18 protein-coding genes and 1 riboswitch are annotated in these 16537 nt (G+C 64.1%); of the genes, 10 read left to right on the forward strand and 8 right to left on the reverse strand.

Going from position 1 to position 16537, the window contains the following annotated elements; genetic code table 11:
• Positions 1-27: 27 nt before the first annotated feature.
• Positions 28-2685: an ATP-dependent chaperone ClpB gene (gene clpB / locus ACIQLI_RS14350; RefSeq protein ID WP_400389590.1), complete on the reverse strand. Its 2658-nt coding sequence runs from the start codon at positions 2683-2685 to the stop codon at positions 28-30.
• Positions 2686-2855: 170 nt separating this feature from the next.
• Here clpB and ACIQLI_RS14355 point away from each other — a divergent pair, with 170 nt between their 5' ends.
• Positions 2856-3473 (forward strand): pyridoxamine 5'-phosphate oxidase family protein, encoded by a 618-nt coding sequence (locus tag ACIQLI_RS14355; protein ID WP_400389593.1) that lies wholly within the window; start codon positions 2856-2858, stop codon positions 3471-3473.
• Between the two features lie 2 nt (positions 3474-3475).
• On the opposite strand, the gene ACIQLI_RS14360 is transcribed toward ACIQLI_RS14355, so the two are convergent.
• The 4 genes from ACIQLI_RS14360 to ACIQLI_RS14375 are packed head-to-tail and all read right to left on the reverse strand — an operon-like array spanning position 3476 to position 6594.
• Positions 3476-4564: a sulfate/molybdate ABC transporter ATP-binding protein gene (locus ACIQLI_RS14360; protein WP_400389596.1), complete on the reverse strand. Its 1089-nt coding sequence runs from the start codon at positions 4562-4564 to the stop codon at positions 3476-3478.
• On the reverse strand, positions 4561-5376 hold the full coding sequence (locus tag ACIQLI_RS14365) for an ABC transporter permease (RefSeq protein WP_400389599.1): 816 nt from the start codon (positions 5374-5376) through the stop codon (positions 4561-4563). The genes ACIQLI_RS14360 and ACIQLI_RS14365 overlap by 4 nt, the downstream gene beginning before the upstream one ends.
• Positions 5377-5392: 16 nt before the next feature.
• Complete coding sequence (gene modA, locus ACIQLI_RS14370) at positions 5393-6187, reverse strand: molybdate ABC transporter substrate-binding protein (RefSeq protein ID WP_400389602.1); 795 nt, start codon at positions 6185-6187, stop codon at positions 5393-5395.
• Positions 6184-6594 carry a molybdopterin-binding protein gene (locus tag ACIQLI_RS14375; protein ID WP_400389605.1) on the reverse strand — a complete coding sequence of 137 codons (411 nt, stop codon included), beginning with the start codon at positions 6592-6594 and terminating at the stop codon, positions 6184-6186. The genes modA and ACIQLI_RS14375 overlap by 4 nt, the downstream gene beginning before the upstream one ends.
• Positions 6595-7032: 438 nt before the next feature.
• On the opposite strand from ACIQLI_RS14375, the gene ACIQLI_RS14380 reads away from it, so the two are divergent.
• The 6 genes from ACIQLI_RS14380 (at position 7033) to ACIQLI_RS14405 (ending at position 13181) form a co-directional block, all read left to right on the forward strand.
• On the forward strand, positions 7033-8208 hold the full coding sequence (locus tag ACIQLI_RS14380; RefSeq protein WP_400389608.1) for a sensor histidine kinase: 1176 nt from the start codon (positions 7033-7035) through the stop codon (positions 8206-8208).
• Positions 8205-8855 carry a response regulator gene (locus tag ACIQLI_RS14385; RefSeq protein ID WP_400389611.1) on the forward strand — a complete coding sequence of 217 codons (651 nt, stop codon included), beginning with the start codon at positions 8205-8207 and terminating at the stop codon, positions 8853-8855. The genes ACIQLI_RS14380 and ACIQLI_RS14385 overlap by 4 nt, the downstream gene beginning before the upstream one ends.
• Before the next feature lie 90 nt (positions 8856-8945).
• Entirely contained in the window at positions 8946-9827 is an 882-nt protein-coding gene (locus ACIQLI_RS14390; RefSeq protein WP_400389614.1) for a hypothetical protein, read from the forward strand.
• Between the two features lie 242 nt (positions 9828-10069).
• Positions 10070-11404: an FAD-binding oxidoreductase gene (locus ACIQLI_RS14395; protein WP_400389617.1), complete on the forward strand. Its 1335-nt coding sequence runs from the start codon at positions 10070-10072 to the stop codon at positions 11402-11404.
• Positions 11405-11538: 134 nt separating this feature from the next.
• Positions 11539-12408, forward strand: coding sequence for a DUF4031 domain-containing protein (locus ACIQLI_RS14400; RefSeq protein ID WP_354227669.1), 870 nt, complete (start codon positions 11539-11541; stop codon positions 12406-12408).
• On the forward strand, positions 12405-13181 hold the full coding sequence (locus ACIQLI_RS14405) for a 2-phosphosulfolactate phosphatase (protein WP_400389620.1): 777 nt from the start codon (positions 12405-12407) through the stop codon (positions 13179-13181). Before ACIQLI_RS14400 ends, ACIQLI_RS14405 begins: the two co-directional genes overlap by 4 nt.
• Before the next feature lie 71 nt (positions 13182-13252).
• On the opposite strand, the gene ACIQLI_RS14410 is transcribed toward ACIQLI_RS14405, so the two are convergent.
• The 3 genes from ACIQLI_RS14410 to ACIQLI_RS14420 form a co-directional block, all read right to left on the reverse strand.
• Positions 13253-13654: a YccF domain-containing protein gene (locus ACIQLI_RS14410; protein ID WP_091470118.1), complete on the reverse strand. Its 402-nt coding sequence runs from the start codon at positions 13652-13654 to the stop codon at positions 13253-13255.
• Between the two features lie 87 nt (positions 13655-13741).
• Complete coding sequence (locus tag ACIQLI_RS14415) at positions 13742-14191, reverse strand: SRPBCC domain-containing protein (RefSeq protein ID WP_400389623.1); 450 nt, start codon at positions 14189-14191, stop codon at positions 13742-13744.
• A 152-nt stretch (positions 14192-14343) separates the two neighbouring features.
• Positions 14344-14940, reverse strand: coding sequence for a phosphoribosylanthranilate isomerase (locus tag ACIQLI_RS14420; protein WP_400389626.1), 597 nt, complete (start codon positions 14938-14940; stop codon positions 14344-14346).
• Positions 14941-15039: 99 nt separating this feature from the next.
• Between ACIQLI_RS14420 and ACIQLI_RS14425 the strand changes: the two genes are divergently transcribed.
• From ACIQLI_RS14425 to ACIQLI_RS14435, 3 genes are all read left to right on the forward strand, one after another.
• Positions 15040-15666, forward strand: coding sequence for a HutD family protein (locus tag ACIQLI_RS14425; RefSeq protein ID WP_400389629.1), 627 nt, complete (start codon positions 15040-15042; stop codon positions 15664-15666).
• Between the two features lie 57 nt (positions 15667-15723).
• Positions 15724-15789: riboswitch (guanidine-III (ykkC-III) riboswitch) on the forward strand.
• A 10-nt stretch (positions 15790-15799) separates the two neighbouring features.
• Positions 15800-16114, forward strand: a complete 315-nt coding sequence (locus ACIQLI_RS14430; protein WP_089596307.1) for a multidrug efflux SMR transporter — start codon at positions 15800-15802, stop codon at positions 16112-16114.
• A gap of 2 nt (positions 16115-16116) precedes the next feature.
• Positions 16117-16509 carry a DMT family transporter gene (locus ACIQLI_RS14435; protein ID WP_400389632.1) on the forward strand — a complete coding sequence of 131 codons (393 nt, stop codon included), beginning with the start codon at positions 16117-16119 and terminating at the stop codon, positions 16507-16509.
• Positions 16510-16537 lie beyond the last annotated feature (28 nt).

Below are 16537 nucleotides of genomic sequence, written 5' to 3' on the forward strand. Positions count from 1 at the left end.
TTCCTGCGGACCTTACTTCCGGCGGCCTTACTTCCGGCGGACCGTGAGGCCCGTTCCCACGGGAGCGCCGCCGTCGGGGCCGGTCAGCGCTTCGAAGCCCTCAACGGTGAGCTCGTCCAGGTCGGCTGCGGTGTCCACCAGCACGGTGTCTCCGTCGCTGATTTCACCGGCGAGGATCTCCTTGGCGAGGCGGTCGCCGATCTCCCGCTGGACGAGCCGGCGCAGGGGCCGGGCCCCGTAGGCGGGGTCGAACCCTGACATGGCCAACCATGCACGGGCTCCGTCCGAAACTTCCAGGCTCAAGCGGCGATCCCGGAGTCGGTTGCTGAGCTCGGCTACGTGGAGCTCCACGATCCGGGCCAGTTCCTCCACGGAGAGTGGATCGAAGAGCACGATCTCGTCCAGGCGGTTCAGGAACTCCGGCTTGAACGATGCCTGCACCACAGCCATGACAGCCTCGCGTTTGGCCTTGGCATCCATGGTGGGGTCTACCAGGAACTGGCTTCCGGAGTTGGACGTCAGCACCAGGATGGTGTTGCGGAAGTCCACGGTGCGGCCCTGACCGTCGGTGAGCCGGCCGTCGTCGAGGACCTGCAGGAGGATGTCGAAGACCTCCGGGTGGGCTTTCTCCACCTCGTCCAGCAGCACCACTGAGTACGGCCTGCGCCGCACAGCTTCGGTCAGCTGGCCGCCCTCCTCATAGCCCACGTATCCGGGAGGGGCACCCACCAGGCGGGCCACCGAGTGCTTCTCGCTGTATTCGGACATATCGATCCGGATCATGGCGCGTTCGTCGTCAAAGAGGAAGTCCGCCAAGGCCTTTGCCAGCTCTGTTTTACCGACGCCGGTGGGGCCAAGGAACAGGAACGACCCCGTGGGGCGATTGGGATCGCTGATGCCGGCGCGGGCGCGGCGCACAGCATCGGACACAGCCTGCACAGCCTTGCTCTGCCCGATCAGACGCTTGCCAAGCTCCTCTTCCATGTGCAGCAGCTTCTGCGACTCGCCTTGCAGCATGCGGCCGGCCGGGATCCCTGTCCAGGCGGAGATCACCTCGGCGATGTCGTCGGCGGTCACGTCTTCAGCAACCATCAGCTCGGGCTTTGACTCGCTCCGGGCCGACTCCTCCTCGGCAGCGGCGCTCAGCTCGCGTTCCAGGGCGGGCAGCTCGCCGTAAAGGATCCGCGACGCCGATTCGAGGTCGCCTTCGCGCTGGGACTTGTCCGCCGCCGAACGCAGTTCGTCGATTTTCGCCTTGAGATCGCCCACACGGTTGAGCCCGGCTTTCTCAGCCTCCCAGCGCGCATTCAAGGCGCTGAGTTCCTCGTTCTTGTCGGCTTTGTCCGCGCGGAGGGCCGCCAGCCGTTCCACCGATGCAGGATCGGTCTCGCCTTGCAGGGCCAGCTCCTCCATGGTCAAACGGTCGACGGCGCGGCGAAGCTGGTCGATCTCTTCCGGCGCGGAATCGATTTCCATGCGCAGCCGGGACGCGGCCTCATCCACGAGGTCGATGGCCTTGTCCGGGAGTTGGCGTCCGGAGATATAGCGGTTGGACAGCGTCGCTGCGGCCACCAGCGCCGAGTCGGCGATGGCTACTTTGTGGTGCGCCTCGTAACGCTCCTTCAGGCCGCGGAGGATACCAATGGTGTCCTCCACGCTGGGCTCGCCAACGTAGACCTGTTGGAAGCGGCGCTCCAGTGCGGGGTCCTTCTCAATGTTTTCCCGGTACTCGTCCAAGGTGGTGGCACCGATGAGGCGAAGCTCGCCGCGGGCCAGCATGGGTTTGAGCATATTGCCTGCATCCATGGCGCTCTCGCCAGTGGCGCCGGCACCTACCACTGTGTGGATTTCGTCGATGAACGTGACGATCTGGCCGTTGGAGTTCTTGATCTCCTCAAGGACAGCTTTCAGGCGCTCCTCGAACTCGCCGCGATACTTTGCACCGGCCACCATGGAGGCGAGGTCCAGGGCGATGAGCGTCTTGCCGCGCAGGCTCTCCGGGACGTCACCTGCCACCATGCGCTGGGCCAAGCCCTCAACGACGGCTGTCTTACCAACGCCGGGCTCACCGATGAGGACGGGGTTGTTCTTGGTTCGGCGGCTCAGTACCTGGACAACGCGGCGGATCTCGCTGTCACGCCCGATGACCGGATCCAGCTTGCCGGAACGCGCCACGGCAGTCAGGTCGGTACCGAACTTCTCCAGCGCCTGGAAGGTGTTCTCGGGGTCCGGCGAGTTGACGTTCTTGTCCCCGCGGACTCCCGGCAAGGCGGCGAGCAGCGCCTCGTGGGAGGCACCGGCGTCGCGCATGAGCTTTCCGACGGCGTCACTTCCAGCCGAGAGGCCCAGCAGCAGATGTTCAGTGGAGACGAAGGAGTCGCCGAGTTTGTCGGCCTCGTTCTGGGCAGCCTGGATGGCCTGCATGGATTGGCGCGACAACTGCGCCTGCTGGACAGAACTGCCCGAGGAAGACGGTAGCAGCTTGATGGCCGAACTGGCCTGCACGCTCACGGCATCAGGATCGGCGCCGGTGGCGCGCAGCAGGGCCACCGCAACACCTTCGCGCTGGTCCATCAGCGCCTTCAACAGGTGCGCGGGCTCAAGCTGCGGGTTGCCGGCAGTCGAGGCATTCATGGCGGCCGCAGAAAGGGCCTCCTGGCTTTTGGTGGTGAATTTGACGTCCAAAGAGTGCTCCCTTTCTGGAGTGGATCCGATGCTTTCAAAGTTGAGTCTACTACGCTCAACTTTGATTTCCGGCCCACTGTGTTCCATGTTTGCCCACGGCGAAACCACTGTCCAGATAAAACCATGACTATGTGAATAACGGGTAGCTCGTGCACCCGTAGGCTGGGGCCATGGAGACCATTTCAAGCGCGGCCGAACTCGAAGAACTCATAGGCCTGCCCCTTGACCGCACGCGAAAGAAGGTGCGTACGTCACTTAGCGAGTTCGATCGCCTGTGGCTGGCCTCGAGCCCCTTTTGCGTGGTGTCCACCACGGACGCCCAGGGTCGCGTGGACGCCTCTCCCAAAGGGGACCCCGCAGGATTCATCCACGTCCTGGACGACCAGACCATCGCCATTCCGGAACGGCCCGGAAACAAGCTCGCCTTCGGCTTCCACAACATCCTGGAGAACCCCAACGTCGGCATCCTGTCCGTTGTCCCCGGCCGGACGGACACCTTGCGGATCAACGGGACGGCTCAGATCGTCCGGGACGCCGATTTCTTCGATCACATGGTGGTCAAAGGGCACCGGCCCCGCGCCGCCATCGTGGTCACCATTGACGAAGTCTTCACGCACTGCGGCAAGGCCTTCATACGCAGCGGCTTGTGGCAGCCCGAGACCTGGGAACCTGAAGGGCTGCCCAGCATCGCGGTCCTGTCCAAGGCCTACACCCAGCCGGAGACGCCACTTGAAGAGCTGGAGACCTACTACGGACCGTCCTACGCCGAGCGGATGTACCGGGACTAATTTCAGGCCGGGTACAGCGAGACCAGCGCGGACTTGACCACGAACCTCACCTCCATGCCAGGCACCAGGCCCAGATCGGCAGAGGCGGCCGGGGTGATGTCGGCGGACAGGACCTGCGCGGCGTGTCCCAGGCTTGCGCGCACCCTGATCTGGTCGCCGTGTGGTTCGAGGTCCGTAATGACCACGGGGAAGGAGTTGCGCGGGCTGCCGTGCACCTCCCCGGGAAAAACGGAAACGCTCGACGGCGGGAACGCTGCCACGCCTGCCTGGCCGGGCCGGGGTGACCAGCCGGGATCATGCTGGCCGGCAAAAAGCCGGCCATCCGGCGTCGTAATTCCGTCCTCACTGAGGGTTCCGGCAACGAGGTTAAGCCCTGCCAAGCCGGCTGCGAAGTGGCTTCTGGGCCTTTCAAGGACCTGGCGTGTAGGGCCTTCCTCGGCGATCCGTCCGTTTTCCACCACGATGACGCGATCGGCAAGCATGTAGGCGTCCAGGACGTCGTGCGTGACAATGATGGCTTTGCGGTCCTGAAGCACCCTTTTGAGCACGCGGCGCAGCAAGGGAGCTGCGTGGATATCCAGCGCGGCCATGGGCTCGTCCAGAAGGAGGAGTTCCGGTTCGGCTGCCAAAGCGCGGGCCACGGCAACCCGTTGGGCCTGCCCGCCGGACAATTGGGCGGGCTTCCTGTCGGCCAGCGGCAAGGCGTCAACCTCCGCCAGCCAGTGCCGGGCAGTTTCCCGTGCCTCCACCTTCGAAGCCCCCGCACTGCGCGGTCCGAACGCCACGTTGTCCAATGCGTTCAGGTGGGGAAACAGGAGCGCTTCCTGGGCCAGCAAAGCAGTCCCCCTGAGGTGCGGCGGGCTCCAGAACCGAGTGCCGCCGTCGAAGTTGAACAACGCACGTTCGCCGCCTTTCGCTGTGCCCATCTTTGCAGCGCCGGAATCCGGCCTCAGCAGGCCGGCGATCACACCCAACAGCGTCGACTTCCCGGCCCCGTTGGGACCAAGGATGGCAACCGTCTCACCGTCGCTGATCTTGAGGGAAATGTCGAAATTCCTGGCACCGAGGCTGGCCCGCAGTTCGAAGCTCACGATTGGACCTCCACTGATTTGCTGCGCTGCCGGTTGCCGTAGCTGAGCCCCACCACAGCAACCGCCACCGCCACCAGCACCAAGGACAGCGCGACGGCGGCATCGGCGTCGGTCTCGCGCTGCAGGTAAATCTCCAACGGCAACGTACGGGTGACCCCTTCCAGGCTTCCCGCAAAGGTCAGCGTAGCTCCGAATTCGCCCAGGCTGCGCGCGAAGGACAACACGGCACCGGACGCGAGCCCCGGCAGGACCAACGGAAGCGTGACCCGGCGGAGGACCGTGGTAGGCCGGGCGCCGAGCGTCGCTGCGACGGCTTCGTACTTGTTTCCAGCCGACCGCAGCGCCCCCTCCAGGCTGACCACCAGGAATGGCAGGGCCACAAACGTCTGGGCCAGGACCACCGCGGTAGTCGAAAACGCAATCTGGATGCCGGCCGCTTCCAAGGACTTCCCCAGCAGGCCCTGCCGCCCAAACGTGTACAGCAGCGCGATGCCCCCGACAACAGGCGGCAGCACCAACGGTAAGAGGACAAACGCCCTCAGCAGGCGCTGACCTGGAAAGTCGCCACGCGCCAGCACCAACGCCAAAGGCACCCCCAGCACGATGCAGAGCACCGTGCTGGCAGCCGAGGTCCGTAGGCTCAGGCTCAGTGCTGCGAGCGAGGACTCCGAGGTGATGAGTGGGATGAACTGCGGCCAGTTGACCTTGGCCAGCATTGCCACCAATGGCAGGACCACCAGCAATCCTCCGACAGCGGCCACGGCATATATCCACCGCGGTATGCCGTTGTACCCGGAGGTGTCTCGTCTCATCAGCGTTCCCGGTCCGCTACGGCGTGCCGAAGCCGGCGTCGCCCAGGATCTTCCGGCCGTCGTCGCCGGTGACCATGGCAATGAATGCCGCTGCCAACGCCTTGTTCTTACTGGTACCTACGGTGGTTATGGGGTAGGTGTTGACGGCCTGGTCCGATTCCGGGAAGGGGATGCCCTTGACCTTGTCGCCGGCTCCCTTGACGTCCGTGACATAGACCAGGCCTGCATCTGCCTCGCCCGAGGTGACCTTACCCAGGACATCGGTCACGGACGATTCCTCGCTGACCGGACTTAGGGTGGTTCCGCTTGCCTTCTCAACGGCGTCCGTTGCTGCTCCGCACGGCACCTGGCTTGCGCACGTGACCACCTTGACGCCGGGCTTGGCCAAGTCGGCAAAAGAAGAGATCGACGCCGGATTGCTGGGTGGGACGGCAATCTCCAGGACGTTCGTGGCGAAGTCGGTCGCCGTGCCATCCACGAGGTTGGCATCGGCGAGCTTGGCCATGTTCTTGGTGTCGGCTGAAGCGAAAACGTCAGCGGGGGCGCCCTGGGTGATCTGCGTGACCAGGTCGGAGGAGCCGGCGAAACTCAGATGCACCTTGGTGCCCGGGTTCCTGGCTTCGAAGTCCTCGGCCAATTGGGTGAAGGTCGTTTTCAGTGATGCTGCGGCGAAGACGGTGATCTCTCCCGAAGGCTGCCCCGACGTTCCGCTGCTGGCCGGGGCTGGAGTGCCTGAAGCGCAGCCTGCCAGGCCCGTTGAGAGAGCGCTCGCAAGCAACAACGCAGCCAATGGCTTACGGGTGATCCTCATATGATGCTCTTTCCCTGGGGTGTTTCGATGATGACCGTGGTGGCCTTGACCACGGCTGTGGCCACCGAGCCGAGCTCCAGGCCGAGCTCGCGCACGGCTTCACTGCTCATCAGCGACACCACGCGGAAGGGGCCGCATTGAAGCTCCACTTGCGCCATGACCTTGTCCGCGGTGATACCCGTGACCAGGCCAACGAACCGGTTCCGGGCCGAGCTTCCTGTTCGGGATGGATCGTCCGGCAGATGGGATTGGTCCCTGGCCAGCGTTGCCAATTCCAGCCCGTCCACTGCGAGGCGTCCGGCCGGGTCCTTCTGGGCGGTCAGCGTTCCATTCTCCGTCCAGCGCCGCACGGTGTCGTCGCTGACACCAAGGAAGCGGGCGGCCTCGGAGATTCGTATTTGCGGCATAAACCGAGTGTAGTTCCGCATCTGCGTCTGAACAGTGCTGTTTTCTTCGCAAAACGAATATTACTGTTAGCGTCAATGGCTTCACTGGCGCACCCGTTCCCGCTCGGGGCACCCGTTCGGCGGCACTGGCGCTACCTTTCCCGCGCGACGCACCCGTAAGCACTGGTGCGCGGGGCGCGAAGTGGTGCACCGCCGTCGTGCGCAACCTCAGCACCCCATACCGCAAGGCAGCTCCCCCTTCCGCCATGCGCACCCGTTCGGCGTCACTGGCGCACCCGTTCCCGCGCGACGCACCCGTAAGCACTGGTGCGTGAGGCGAGAAGTGGTGCGCCGCCGTCGTGCGCAACCTCAGCACCTCGGACGAACTTGCTCCACCTCACGGGTGAAACCGTCCGAAACGGCGCCGACGCCGGGGCCGGGCACCCTAGTGTTGAGGACATGTCCACGAGCATCCAAGCCCTCCGTCCCGCAGCCGCACCGATCGTTGCCGCTGCCATGCTCGTGGCGCTGATGATCCTCGACGAGCACGGCTTCGATTCTGCGAGTGCCGTCCTGTTTGCGCTGACCGCAGCGGTGGCCGCCGCGGAGCTGATTCCGGTTCCGGCCTTCATCTTCGCGTTCGCAGCCTTGGGGTTCCAGGCATTCGGCGTCTTCCCGAGCGTGATGGTGACCGGCGCAACCCAGTTCGTCATGCTCCCCGTTCTCATCTTTTTCGCAACCCTGGGCTGGAGGGAACCGCAGCGGTGGCCGCTGCCCGTCGCCGCTGTTACCGCCGCCGGGATGGTGGCCGTGAACTGGTTCGCTGACACCAGCTGGATCAATTTCGTGTTCGGCAAACAACTAGCTGAAGCAGGAACTTTCAGGATCGCGTTGTATGCCTTCCTGGTTTTCGCTTCCTTCACCGCCCTCAACCTTGCGGGGTGGGCGGCAGCAGCCACTGTTCGGCAGGCTGCCGTCAACCGGCAGGCCAAAGAGCAAGCGGAATCGCGCCTCGAATCGACGGCCGGGGCGCTGGTCGTTGAGCAAGAGCGCAACAGGATCGCCCGGGAATTGCATGACGTTCTTGCACACTCGTTGGCTGTGATCACGGCGCAGGCCGAGGGGATCCGCTATGTCCACCGGACCGAGCCGGAATCAGTGGAGGAAGCGGCCGGCATCATTGCGTCGTCAGCCAGGAGTGCACTGCAGGAGACCAGACGACTGGTGCAAAGCTTCGGCTCCGAACTCGACGGCCCGGCCCCCGGAGCGGCTGATCTGCCGGCCTTGGCGGAACGGCTTCACAGCAGCGGTATGCCCGTGGAACTTCACACCCTCGACTTGGAAAGGCTCTCGCCCGTGGAGGATCTCACCGTGTACAGGATCGTGCAGGAGAGCCTCACGAATGCCTTCAAGCACGGCGACCGTAGCGCTGGCGCTACCGTTACAGCGCATCGCGACAGTACCGGCCTGCGTCTGACCATCCGCTCAAGGCTGGCCGGCGGCGGAACGGAAGTGCCGCCGTCGGGAACCGGCCGCGGTTTACCCGGCATGCGTGAACGCGCGACGGCGGCAGGCGGCCACCTCTCTGCGGTCACCAACGGCCAGCTCTTCGAAGTGGAGGCGATCCTGCCATGAGTGGGACAAAGATCCGTGTAGCGCTGGTGGACGACCAGCCTCTCTTCAGCGCAGGCCTGAAGATGATCCTTCGCAGCCAGCCGGACCTGGACCTGGTGGGAGAGGCAACGGACGGCCAGCAGGCCGTTGCCCTCGCTGCGGAAGTCGGGCCGGACGTGATGCTGATGGATATCCGGATGCCGGTGATGGACGGGATTACCGCCACCCGCCGGATCACGGACAGCACGGGCCAGACCAAGGTCATAGTGCTCACCACCATCCAGCACGATGAGGCAGTAGTCCGGGCCATTCAAGCCGGTGCCGGCGGTTTCCTCACCAAGGATGCGACACCGGAATTCCTGCTGGCGGCCATCCGGACCGTCCACTCGGGCCATGCAGTCATGGCACCGTCGGTCACGAATGAATTGCTTCGCGACTACACCACTCCTTCGGCCGCCAATTCGTCCGTACTGGAGCCCTTGTCCGCCCGCGAGCGCGATGTGTTCATGCTGGCGGCCAAGGGCCTGGCCAACGGGGAGATCGCGGCGTCGCTGGTGCTCAGTGATGCCACCGTCAAGACCCACATCGGCAGCATTCTTTCCAAGCTCACGCTCAAGAACCGTATACAGCTGGTGGCATTTGCCTACCAGAACAGGCTGATCGGCTAGCTCTACCTGTGCTACCTAACGCCCTGCGACTACCGGGGCTGGCCACCGCATTGCCAAAAACAGACGATAATTCGTCACGAAGGAGAGACAGTGAAGAAGAAGACTATTGGGGCACTGATTCTTGCCGCCGGCGCAGCTGTAACCTTGGCCGCCGCTGGCACACCTGGAGTTTCCTCCATCCTGACCAAGCCCGCCGACCGACCGGTCTCCGGAATGACCACAGCCGCTGAGCAGTTTGCGTCCGAGGATGCCACGGCACAGAGGGGCGTGGCGGAGGCTGTCCGGCAGTGCATGGCGAAAGCCGGTTATGACTACACCCCCGCCCCATCCGGACAGCAGTCAATGGATTTGAAACACCACATCGGTTACACCACACTCACCGTTGAAACTGCCCGCGCATCCGGCTACGCCTCATTCAAGCCCCAGGGGCCCGGTGAGCCGGCCACGAACTCTGAACTGGGAAAGCTCTTTGCCGATCCTGCCTTCCAGACAGCATTGAACGGTGGCGGGCCCTCGGAGCAAAAAGTGGTCCAGTCTTCGGAAGGGACAGGCATGCATTGGGGAGGGTGCACGGCCGAGGGCATTACAGCCATCTACGGCAATGCCAACGACTACATGCGGGCCACCGGCTTGGCGTTCAACTCATTATTGGTTGCCACGAACGCTGCGGCTGCGGACGCCGACATCCAAAGTGCGGTGGACGCGTGGAAAAACTGCATGTCCACCACGGCCTTCCCTTACAGCCGCCCGGATGAGGCCGCTTCCGCCGGCTTGGACGCTGGAGGCAAGAAGGAGCTCAAGATCGCCGTCACCGATGCCACCTGCCGTGCGGACACCAACTTCGATGCGAAACTCACGGCCGTCCTGGACAAGTACCTGACCACGCGGATGGTGGAACTCGAGCCCGAGGTGGCTGCGGTCAAACAGATTCGAAGCGATGCCTCGGCCCGGGCAAAGGCCTTGTTGGGGTAGCTGGTACGGCGCGGCACGGTTGGGGTCGCATCCGTTTCCGCAGGGCGCACCCCTTCGGCGTCACCGGCGCACCCGTTCCCGCGCGACGCACCCGTAAGCACTGGTGCGCGGGCGCGAAGTGGTGCGCCGCCGCCATCGTCGTCGTACCCGCTGTCATCGGGGCGCCGTCGTGCTCTAGCACCAAAGGACCCGCCGCCGTACCCTGTTCTAGGGAGAGAGTCTTAGGCGCGAAGGAGCGTCCCATGGAATGGATTCGACCGGACAACCCCACCTACGACGAGGCCCGGAAACTCTTCAACGCGATGATCGACCGCCGGCCGGCCGTGATCGCCAAATGTTCTGATCCCGGCGAAGTTGCTGAGGCACTCAGATACGCGCACAACCACAATCTGGACGTCGCGGTTCGTTCAGGCGGACATTCGGTGGCGGGCATGTCCACCAACGACGACGGATTGGTGGTCGATGTGCGCCCGATGAAGTCAATCAGCGTCAACACGGAGGCGAAAACCGCCACAGCGGGTGCCGGGCTCACGTGGGGTGAGTTCGACCGCGCAACCCAACAGTACGGCTTGGCAGTGACCGGCGGGCGCGCATCCACCACGGGTGTCTCCGGCTTCACGTTGGGCGGAGGCTCCGGCTGGTTGGAAAGGTCTTACGGCTTCGCGTGCGACAACCTGCTCTCCGTCGACCTCGTCACAGCGTCCGGAGATCGGGTGACCGCCAGCCCGGGCGAGAACCCCGAGCTGTTCTGGGCACTCCACGGCGGAGGCGGGAACTTCGGAGTGGCAACGTCCTTGACCTTCAAACTGCACGACGTCGGCCCCACCGTGATGGCTGGCCTGATGCTGTTTCCCGGTGAGGACGCCACGGCTTTGTCCCGGGCCTACCGACAGCTCGCCCTTGACGCGCCCGACGCCGTAGGGACAGCACTCGTGTACCTCACCGCTCCCCCGGAAGAGTTCGTCCCGGAGGACATGGTGGGCAAACTCGCCGTCGGCATGGCCTACATCCACGCCGGCGATGTTGAAGCAGGCGAAGAACACGCCAAACCGTTCAAGGAGCTCGGTCCCGCAGTGGACCTCGTGGCGCCCATGGGTTACGCAGACTTCCAATGCATGATCGATGACCCTCCGGACCACTACAACTACTGGAGCGCGGACTATCACAACGAACTCTCCGACGACGCCCTGGACGTTCTGGTGGAATCTGCCCAATGCCTTCCGGGACCGAACTCCCAGCAACTGGTGGCACGTTGGGGCGGAGCAGTCGCTGGGCCCGCCGCGGCAAACACACCGCTGCAACACCGCGGCGCAGCATGGGTCAGCCATCCGTTCGGCCTGTCCGAAACGAAGGAGGGCGGTCAAGAGGCCAAGGCATGGGTGAAACAATTCCGGAAAGACATTGCTCCCCACACCACGGGCGGAGTGTGGCTGAACTTCATCGGCGACGAAGGTCAGGACCGCATCATGGCGGCCTACGGCGAACAGAACTACCGGCGGCTGTCCAAGGTAAAAGGTGAGTTCGATCCGGACAACGTGTTCCGCGGCAACCAGAACATCCTGCCCGCCGAGCGCTGACATATCTCCAGGCTCCTTCCCAGTTGCCGTGAACAGTACGGGCAGTGAAGCCCGAATTTCCGGGGCGGCAGCACGGCGGTAGACGTCCCGACGGCCGGCAACTGGGAAGGATCGCTTGGGACTACACTTTGGCAATGGCCGTCTACATCGATCCGCCCTTGTGGCCAGCACACGGGACCGTTTTCTCGCATCTGGTATCGGATTCATCGCTGGAGGAGCTTCATGCTTTTGCAGCCGCTGCCGGGGTTCCGGAGAGGGCCTTCGACGGCGACCACTACGACGTTCCCGAACGGCGCTACAACGACTTGGTCCTCGCCGGCGCCATCCCCGTTGAGGCTCGGGTCCTGGTCCGTAAACTCATTGCCAGCGGGCTGCGGATTCCTGCGCGGGAACGAAGCAAAGCCTTGACGGTCCCTCTGATGGAAAGATGGAACAGCATCTTTCCCGGCCACGAGGAATTGGGCCTTGAACTGCTGGAGCGGTGGGGCGGGGACGGCAGGAAGTATCACAGCCGTACCCACCTCCTGGCAGTTCTTGAGGCCCTGGACGTTCTCACCGAACCGGCCCTGCCTGCACGGACAGTTTCCTTGGCAGCGTGGTTTCACGACGCTGTTTATGAGGGTGTGGCCGGACAAGATGAGGAAGACTCAGCCCTGTTGGCCGAGGACCGGCTGACGGCCGTGGGGCTATCCCCCACCGATGTGGCCGAAGTGGCACGGCTGGTCCGACTCACGTCCTCCCACTCCCCCGAGCCCGGTGATCATGCCGGGGCCCTCCTCTGCGACGCCGATCTTTCCGTCCTCGGTGGCGACCAGCAAGCCTATGCACGCTATCTGGCGGCCGTCCGCGAAGACTACGCGCACGTCAGCGACGCCGACTTCGCGAAGGGGCGCGCCGCCGTCGTACGTCATCTTCTGGGACTTGACCCGCTGTTCCATGGGGAACGCGCCAAAGCCTTGTGGCTCGACGCCGCGCGCCGCAACCTCTCGGCGGAACTCGCGTGAGTGGTTCGGTCAACGAACCTGGTGCACCGCAACGGCAGCTTCCGTACGCGGTCCGGTTCGAATGGGGGCTCGACGGCGCCCGCGCGGTAGTGCCCGGAGCCGACCTTGCGGTAGTGGTTGACGTCCTGTCGTTCACCACGTGCGTGAGTGTTGCGGTGGACCGCGGGGCCATGGTGTTTCCATACCCTCTGCGGGACGCGGCGGCGAGCGGGTTCGCGCTCCGTCATGATGCCCTGCTCGCGGGACCCCGGGATTCTGAAGGCCTGAGCTTGTCACCGTCCAGCCTCCGCCGTGCCCGCGTGCTGGACCGCGTGGTTCTCCCCTCCCCCAACGGTGCGACCATCAGCCACCAACTTGGGTCATCGGCTCGTCAGGTAGTGGCTGTATCGCTCCGGAATGCCGCGGCGACGGCCGAGTGGGCACACGCAACCTTGCCCGCAGAGGCCGTGATTGCCGTGATAGCAGCGGGCGAAAAGTGGCCAAACGGGGCGCTGCGGCCGGCGGTGGAGGATCAGCTGGGGGCGGGCGCGTTCATCGCCGGGCTCCAGGCAGCTGGACGTCGCAATCTGTCTCCCGAGTCGGAGATCGCTGCTGCTGCGTTCAACTCAGCCGAACCCCGGCTGGCGGCTGTTCTGCGCGGCTGTTCCAGTGGGCGGGAACTCATCGACGCCGGCTTCGCCGAGGATGTCAGCATCGCGGCGGAATTGGACGGGAGTTCTTCGGTGGCACTCCTCAAAGACGGAGCCTTTCAGGGCATGGCTTTCCCCGAATAGACGCTCCGCTGCAGGTTGGACGGTAGGAATCGACTGCTGTGCAGCGAGTCGTCTAAAGGGAACCCACCGGCCTAACGGTAGGTGCTGACGAACGGCTGGTTGGTGGGCACAATCTGCTTGCCCAGCGGCATCAGGGACACCGGGATGAGCTTCAGGTTGGCGATGGCCAGCGGGATGCCGATGATGGTAATGGCCATGGCCACTGCGGTGACCACGTGGCCGATCGCGATCCAGATGCCCGCAACGAGCAGCCAGATCACGTTGCCAAGGAGCGCGAACACCCCGGCACCGCCCGGCTTCTCCACCACCATTTGGCCAAAGGGCCACAGGCAGTAGGCACCGATCCGGAACGAAGCGATGCCCCACGGGATGGTCACGATGAGCACGCAGCAAATGATGCCCGCCGCGAAGTAACCCAAGGCCAGCCAGAACCCACCAAAGACAAGCCAGATGATGTTAAGGAGCGTTTTCATAGTTCCCATTCTCCCCTGTGGGCCTGACAAAAAGCCTAGGGGTCTGCCCTGATTTTTCCCTGACCTATGAGTGTATTTCTGTGCGGTTCAGGCCAGCAGTTCGTCCAGCTTGTCGAACGAGGTGCCCCAGCCGTCGCGGGTCATGTCCACCCACTCCTGGGATTCGAATGGTCCCTGCGTGACGTTCATGCGGGTACGGCCGTTGAGGTCCTCGAACTCCAGGCGCATCTCCTCAAACTCGTGATCGGCGTCCGGAGCGGCTTTGGCTTGAGCAACCAGAAGAGCGGGGGTTTCCAGCTCCGTGATGACGGCTTCAATGGGGGCTTCCTGCTCGCCGTCCTCGTCCGACCACACCATAACCACCTGCCAGATGCCGCCCACCCGCGGCTCAACGATGATCTTCTCCCGGGGAGCCTCCACCTCCACGGGTCCGAACCACTGCGCAAGCTTGTCAGGCTCCATCCAGGCGTCGAAAACCTTCTCACGAGGGGCATCAAACTCGCGGCTCATGGTCAGGGTGAAGTGTTCCGTGCTCATTGCTTGACTCCTGGTGTCCGTGTGATTCGTTCTCTTGGGAGCGAGTCTAGAGGGTGTCACCGACAACGTCGTTGGACCTGGGAGAGCGAACCGCCCATGCACGCGGGACCTGGGAGAGCGAACCGCCCAAGCACGCGGGATGTGAGAGTGCGTCAGGCTTTGGCGGCTTCGACGAACGCGCGGATCTTGGCCAGGTCCTTCACGCCACGGGATGACTCGACACCGGAGGACACGTCCACACCCCACGCGCCGGCCGTAGTTGCTGCGAAGGCTACGTTCCCGGATTCGAGTCCGCCGGCGAGCAGCCACTGGCGGCCGTCGAGCCCCTTGCCACGGACCGATGCGTAGTCCCAGGCCTCCCCCGACCCCGGCACCGCGGCGTCAACCAGGAACACGTCCTCGCCCAGATCAGCGAACTCGTCCTGGGAGGCACCCATGGTGACGGCGCGGATGAGCCGCATCCCGGCGTCGTGCACTGTTTTTACGTCGTCGGCAGTCCGGTGACCATGGAGCTGGAGCCACTCGAGTCCAGCCGCCCGGGCCGTGGCAACGGCATCAGCCGCGGACTCGAGCCGGAACACGCCCACTGCACGAACACCGTCCGGAACCAGCGGGAGCAGAATGCGCACCTGATCCGGGCTGACTTCGCGCGGGCTGGCCGTGAGCACGAATCCCACGGCGTCCGCACCGGCGTCGACGGCTTCACGGACGGATTCCGGCGTGCTCAATCCGCACACTTTGACGAACATTCCCGTGCCTCCAGCCAAAAAATCCCAACGTTTTCCACATATGACGTTAGCAAGCCGCATTGCCATCGCAGAAGCGGTGTCCACCACTAGGCTGGATGGATGGAGATCATCCGCTTTGCCGACATCCATCCTGAACCGTGGCGCAACGGGGGCGGGGTGACGCGTGAACTCGCCAGCCATCCGAAGGCCGCATCGGCCCAGGACGGGGCATGGGATTGGCGCGTCAGCATCGCCGACGTCTCCAAGGCCGGAGATTTCTCCGTCTTCCCGGGCATGGAGCGCGTGATCACCATCATCGAGGGCGAATTGCTGCTGCTCACGGTGGACGGATCCGAGCACCCGCTCGAGAAGTACCGACCGTTCCGTTTCTCGGGCGAGGCTGCGTCGGGGGCCACTCTTCCGACAGGGGACATCCGGGATCTGAATGTCATCGCCCGGGAGGGAGCGTTCAAGGGCTACACGTCCATTGTGGAGATTTCCAAGAAGCGTGCGCACCCGGTCTTCGAAGGCCAGCTTGCCGTCCTGCTGGAGGGTAAGGCCACTGTTGCGCCCGGCGCGGCTGTGGAGGAAGAGTCCGACGGCGACGCCCCGGCAACCAGCGCGGCCGAACCTGTTGAGCTCTCACGGTATGACGCCGTGGTCGGCTCCGATACCCGCAGCCCGGAAATCTTGGGCCGCGGCTTCATCGCTGTGATCTCGATCGACCACGTGGAGTCGCACTCCTGAGCTGGTGACGTTAACCACCAGAAGTGGCCACCCCGCACGGGAGTTGCTAGCCTGAATTGAAGGTTCCGCTCTGGAACCTCCGGACGACGGTTCAGTACCCGGAATGCGACAAGACTGGCCAAAGGAAAATGTCATGTCGTGGATAATTCTCATCCTTTCCGGAGCACTCGAGGCCGTCTGGGCCGCAGCGCTCCACCGGTCCAAGGGCTTCCGTAAACCCGTTCCGACCGTCGTCTTCCTGGTGTCCGTTGTTGCCAGCATGGCCGGACTCGCCATCGCGATGCAGTCCATCCCCACAGGCACGGCTTATGCGGTGTGGGTTGGCGTCGGCGTCGTACTGACCGCAACGTACGCGATGGTCACCAAGGTTGAACGCGCGACGACGGCCCGGCTGCTCCTGCTCGCCGGCATCGGCGCGTGTGTGGTCGGCCTGAAGGTGGTGGCGTAGCCATGACTGGGAACAAAGCCAACACAGCCAACACCAAGAACGCCGGCAACGGAATCTTCTGGATCATTCTTCTGGCTTCAGCACTGCTCGAAGCCGTGTGGGCCACCGCTTTGGGCCTGTCCAACGGCTTCACACAGCTCATGCCAACCGTGGTCTTCACCATTACTGCGGTGTTGAGCATGCTGGGACTGGGCATCGCGGTGAAGCGAATCCCCCTCGGCACTGCCTACGCCGTGTGGGTGGGTATCGGCGCAGCACTGACTGTCGGCTGGGCCATGATCACGGGCGTGGAGTCCGCGAGCCCGCTGAAGCTGCTGTTCATCGCGGGAATCGTGGGCTGTGCCGCCGGTTTGAAGGCCCTGCCTGCCGATAAGCCTGCAGCCAACGCCGAGTAGCAACCACTCCGCCGGGCGCTCCCTTTCG

Source organism: Paenarthrobacter sp. NPDC091669 (assembly GCF_044756725.1).
GTDB classification, from domain to species: domain Bacteria; phylum Actinomycetota; class Actinomycetes; order Actinomycetales; family Micrococcaceae; genus Arthrobacter; species Arthrobacter bambusae_C.

Coding starts and splice junctions, on each gene's coding strand:
- ACIQLI_RS14425 (WP_400389629.1), top strand. CDS start 15,040: ATGGAGATCATCCGCTTTGCCGACATCCATCCTGAACCGTGGCGCAAC.
- ACIQLI_RS14420 (WP_400389626.1), bottom strand. CDS start 14,940: ATGTTCGTCAAAGTGTGCGGATTGAGCACGCCGGAATCCGTCCGTGAA.
- ACIQLI_RS14365 (WP_400389599.1), bottom strand. CDS start 5,376: ATGAGACGAGACACCTCCGGGTACAACGGCATACCGCGGTGGATATAT.
- ACIQLI_RS14415 (WP_400389623.1), bottom strand. CDS start 14,191: ATGAGCACGGAACACTTCACCCTGACCATGAGCCGCGAGTTTGATGCC.
- ACIQLI_RS14355 (WP_400389593.1), top strand. CDS start 2,856: ATGGAGACCATTTCAAGCGCGGCCGAACTCGAAGAACTCATAGGCCTG.
- ACIQLI_RS14400 (WP_354227669.1), top strand. CDS start 11,539: ATGGCCGTCTACATCGATCCGCCCTTGTGGCCAGCACACGGGACCGTT.
- ACIQLI_RS14410 (WP_091470118.1), bottom strand. CDS start 13,654: ATGAAAACGCTCCTTAACATCATCTGGCTTGTCTTTGGTGGGTTCTGG.
- ACIQLI_RS14380 (WP_400389608.1), top strand. CDS start 7,033: ATGTCCACGAGCATCCAAGCCCTCCGTCCCGCAGCCGCACCGATCGTT.
- ACIQLI_RS14430 (WP_089596307.1), top strand. CDS start 15,800: ATGTCGTGGATAATTCTCATCCTTTCCGGAGCACTCGAGGCCGTCTGG.
- ACIQLI_RS14385 (WP_400389611.1), top strand. CDS start 8,205: ATGAGTGGGACAAAGATCCGTGTAGCGCTGGTGGACGACCAGCCTCTC.
- ACIQLI_RS14435 (WP_400389632.1), top strand. CDS start 16,117: ATGACTGGGAACAAAGCCAACACAGCCAACACCAAGAACGCCGGCAAC.
- modA (WP_400389602.1), bottom strand. CDS start 6,187: ATGAGGATCACCCGTAAGCCATTGGCTGCGTTGTTGCTTGCGAGCGCT.
- ACIQLI_RS14395 (WP_400389617.1), top strand. CDS start 10,070: ATGGAATGGATTCGACCGGACAACCCCACCTACGACGAGGCCCGGAAA.
- ACIQLI_RS14375 (WP_400389605.1), bottom strand. CDS start 6,594: ATGCCGCAAATACGAATCTCCGAGGCCGCCCGCTTCCTTGGTGTCAGC.